The sequence below is a fragment of the Pseudomonas sp. TE12508 genome, assembly GCF_056279485.1.
In genome coordinates this window covers 1-4,591 of sequence record NZ_JBWCCN010000039.1, presented here as the reverse complement: position 1 = coordinate 4,591, position 4,591 = coordinate 1, and the positions used below count along the sequence as shown (strand labels likewise).

Annotated in this window: 2 tRNA genes and 2 rRNA genes; all 4 read right to left on the bottom strand. The window is 51.6% G+C overall.

From position 1 onward, the window contains the following. Positions 1–116: 116 nt before the first annotated feature. Positions 117–3,008: ribosomal RNA gene (locus tag ACZ9IM_RS30420) — 23S ribosomal RNA — on the bottom strand. 236 nt (positions 3,009–3,244) lie between these two features. Continuing rightward, positions 3,245–3,320, bottom strand: a tRNA-Ala gene (locus ACZ9IM_RS30415). 30 nt (positions 3,321–3,350) lie between these two features. Further along, positions 3,351–3,427: transfer RNA gene (locus ACZ9IM_RS30410), tRNA-Ile, on the bottom strand. Positions 3,428–3,509: 82 nt separating this feature from the next. Further along, a 16S ribosomal RNA gene (locus ACZ9IM_RS30405) occupies positions 3,510–4,591 on the bottom strand; the annotation flags it as partial.

Sequence of the window (4,591 nt, the reverse complement as noted above, 5' to 3'; positions counted from 1 at the left end):
GATAGTTTGGTGTTTTGTGAGTATCTCGAACTTTCGGTTCGTTTCGTCTTCACACACCGCAATCTGGTGCTCTCTCGCCTTTTCAGCTCGAAGCATGCAAATTGCTTGGGTGTTATATGGTCAAGCCTCACGGGCAATTAGTATTGGTTAGCTCAACGCCTCACAGCGCTTACACACCCAACCTATCAACGTCGTAGTCTTCGACGGCCCTTCAGGGGACTCAAGGTCCCAGTGAGATCTCATCTTGAGGCTAGTTTCCCGCTTAGATGCTTTCAGCGGTTATCTATTCCGAACATAGCTACCCGGCAATGCCACTGGCGTGACAACCGGAACACCAGAGGTTCGTCCACTCCGGTCCTCTCGTACTAGGAGCAGCCCCTCTCAAATCTCAAACGTCCACGGCAGATAGGGACCGAACTGTCTCACGACGTTCTAAACCCAGCTCGCGTACCACTTTAAATGGCGAACAGCCATACCCTTGGGACCGGCTTCAGCCCCAGGATGTGATGAGCCGACATCGAGGTGCCAAACACCGCCGTCGATATGAACTCTTGGGCGGTATCAGCCTGTTATCCCCGGAGTACCTTTTATCCGTTGAGCGATGGCCCTTCCATACAGAACCACCGGATCACTAAGACCTACTTTCGTACCTGCTCGACGTGTCTGTCTCGCAGTCAAGCGCGCTTTTGCCTTTATACTCTACGACCGATTTCCGACCGGTCTGAGCGCACCTTCGTACTCCTCCGTTACTCTTTAGGAGGAGACCGCCCCAGTCAAACTACCCACCATACACTGTCCTCGATCCGGATAACGGACCTGAGTTAGAACCTCAAAGTTGCCAGGGTGGTATTTCAAGGTTGGCTCCACGCGAACTGGCGTCCACGCTTCAAAGCCTCCCACCTATCCTACACAAGCAAATTCAAAGTCCAGTGCAAAGCTATAGTAAAGGTTCACGGGGTCTTTCCGTCTAGCCGCGGATACACTGCATCTTCACAGCGATTTCAATTTCACTGAGTCTCGGGTGGAGACAGCGCCGCCATCGTTACGCCATTCGTGCAGGTCGGAACTTACCCGACAAGGAATTTCGCTACCTTAGGACCGTTATAGTTACGGCCGCCGTTTACCGGGGCTTCGATCAAGAGCTTCGCGTTAGCTAACCCCATCAATTAACCTTCCGGCACCGGGCAGGCGTCACACCCTATACGTCCACTTTCGTGTTTGCAGAGTGCTGTGTTTTTAATAAACAGTCGCAGCGGCCTGGTATCTTCGACCGGCGTGGGCTTACGCAGTAAATGCTTCACCCTCACCGGCGCACCTTCTCCCGAAGTTACGGTGCCATTTTGCCTAGTTCCTTCACCCGAGTTCTCTCAAGCGCCTTGGTATTCTCTACCCAACCACCTGTGTCGGTTTGGGGTACGGTTCCTGGTTACCTGAAGCTTAGAAGCTTTTCTTGGAAGCATGGCATCAACCACTTCGTGTTCTAAAAGAACACTCGTCATCAGCTCTCGGCCTTAGAATCCCGGATTTACCTAAGATTCCAGCCTACCACCTTAAACTTGGACAACCAACGCCAAGCTGGCCTAGCCTTCTCCGTCCCTCCATCGCAATAACCAGAAGTACAGGAATATTAACCTGTTTTCCATCGACTACGCTTTTCAGCCTCGCCTTAGGGACCGACTAACCCTGCGTCGATTAACGTTGCGCAGGAAACCTTGGTCTTTCGGCGTGGGTGTTTTTCACACCCATTGTCGTTACTCATGTCAGCATTCGCACTTCTGATACCTCCAGCAAGCTTCTCAACTCACCTTCACAGGCTTACAGAACGCTCCTCTACCGCATCACCTAAGTGATACCCGTAGCTTCGGTGTATGGTTTGAGCCCCGTTACATCTTCCGCGCAGGCCGACTCGACTAGTGAGCTATTACGCTTTCTTTAAAGGGTGGCTGCTTCTAAGCCAACCTCCTAGCTGTCTAAGCCTTCCCACATCGTTTCCCACTTAACCATAACTTTGGGACCTTAGCTGACGGTCTGGGTTGTTTCCCTTTTCACGACGGACGTTAGCACCCGCCGTGTGTCTCCCATGCTCGGCACTTGTAGGTATTCGGAGTTTGCATCGGTTTGGTAAGTCGGGATGACCCCCTAGCCGAAACAGTGCTCTACCCCCTACAGTGATACATGAGGCGCTACCTAAATAGCTTTCGAGGAGAACCAGCTATCTCCGAGCTTGATTAGCCTTTCACTCCGATCCACAGGTCATCCGCTAACTTTTCAACGGTAGTCGGTTCGGTCCTCCAGTTAGTGTTACCCAACCTTCAACCTGCCCATGGATAGATCGCCCGGTTTCGGGTCTATTCCCAGCGACTAGACGCCCTATTAAGACTCGCTTTCGCTACGCCTCCCCTATTCGGTTAAGCTCGCCACTGAAAATAAGTCGCTGACCCATTATACAAAAGGTACGCAGTCACCCAACAAAGTGGGCTCCCACTGCTTGTACGCATACGGTTTCAGGATCTATTTCACTCCCCTCTCCGGGGTTCTTTTCGCCTTTCCCTCACGGTACTAGTTCACTATCGGTCAGTCAGTAGTATTTAGCCTTGGAGGATGGTCCCCCCATATTCAGACAAAGTTTCTCGTGCTCCGTCCTACTCGATTTCATGACCAAGAGATTTTCGCGTACAGGGCTATCACCCACTATGGCCGCACTTTCCAGAGCGTTCCGCTAATCTCAAAGCCACTTAAGGGCTAGTCCCCGTTCGCTCGCCACTACTAAGGGAATCTCGGTTGATTTCTTTTCCTCAGGGTACTTAGATGTTTCAGTTCCCCTGGTTCGCTTCTTAAGCCTATGTATTCAGCTTAAGATACCTAACTTATGTTAGGTGGGTTCCCCCATTCAGACATCTCCGGATCAAAGTCTGTTTGCCGACTCCCCGAAGCTTTTCGCAGGCTACCACGTCTTTCATCGCCTCTGACTGCCAAGGCATCCACCGTATGCGCTTCTTCACTTGACCATATAACCCCAAGCAATCTGGTTATACTGTGAAGACGACATTCGCCGAAAATTCGCGATTAAACTCACAAATTTTACCTTAGCCTGATCCGTTACCAGTGAAAGTAACGTTCAGTCTATCTTTCTATCACATACCCAAATTTTTAAAGAACGATCTAGCCAAAGACCAGAAATCAACATTCACCATCACCAGGATGGAATGCTCATTTCTAAGCTTTCAACAAACAGAAGCAGTAGTGGTGGAGCCAAACGGGATCGAACCGTTGACCTCCTGCGTGCAAGGCAGGCGCTCTCCCAGCTGAGCTATGGCCCCGTATTTCTACAGGCGTTTCCCACACAAAATTGGTGGGTCTGGGCAGATTCGAACTGCCGACCTCACCCTTATCAGGGGTGCGCTCTAACCAACTGAGCTACAGACCCAATTTCGGGCTGCTTCTTATCGTCTTCTTCAATGAATCAAGCAATTCGTGTGGGAACTTATGGAGCAGCTGATGTCGTCGATTAAGGAGGTGATCCAGCCGCAGGTTCCCCTACGGCTACCTTGTTACGACTTCACCCCAGTCATGAATCACACCGTGGTAACCGTCCTCCCGAAGGTTAGACTAGCTACTTCTGGTGCAACCCACTCCCATGGTGTGACGGGCGGTGTGTACAAGGCCCGGGAACGTATTCACCGCGACATTCTGATTCGCGATTACTAGCGATTCCGACTTCACGCAGTCGAGTTGCAGACTGCGATCCGGACTACGATCGGTTTTCTGGGATTAGCTCCACCTCGCGGCTTGGCAACCCTCTGTACCGACCATTGTAGCACGTGTGTAGCCCAGGCCGTAAGGGCCATGATGACTTGACGTCATCCCCACCTTCCTCCGGTTTGTCACCGGCAGTCTCCTTAGAGTGCCCACCATAACGTGCTGGTAACTAAGGACAAGGGTTGCGCTCGTTACGGGACTTAACCCAACATCTCACGACACGAGCTGACGACAGCCATGCAGCACCTGTCTCAATGTTCCCGAAGGCACCAATCCATCTCTGGAAAGTTCATTGGATGTCAAGGCCTGGTAAGGTTCTTCGCGTTGCTTCGAATTAAACCACATGCTCCACCGCTTGTGCGGGCCCCCGTCAATTCATTTGAGTTTTAACCTTGCGGCCGTACTCCCCAGGCGGTCAACTTAATGCGTTAGCTGCGCCACTAAGAGCTCAAGGCTCCCAACGGCTAGTTGACATCGTTTACGGCGTGGACTACCAGGGTATCTAATCCTGTTTGCTCCCCACGCTTTCGCACCTCAGTGTCAGTATCAGTCCAGGTGGTCGCCTTCGCCACTGGTGTTCCTTCCTATATCTACGCATTTCACCGCTACACAGGAAATTCCACCACCCTCTACCATACTCTAGCTCGTCAGTTTTGAATGCAGTTCCCAGGTTGAGCCCGGGGATTTCACATCCAACTTAACGAACCACCTACGCGCGCTTTACGCCCAGTAATTCCGATTAACGCTTGCACCCTCTGTATTACCGCGGCTGCTGGCACAGAGTTAGCCGGTGCTTATTCTGTCGGTAACGTCAAAACAATTACGTATTAGG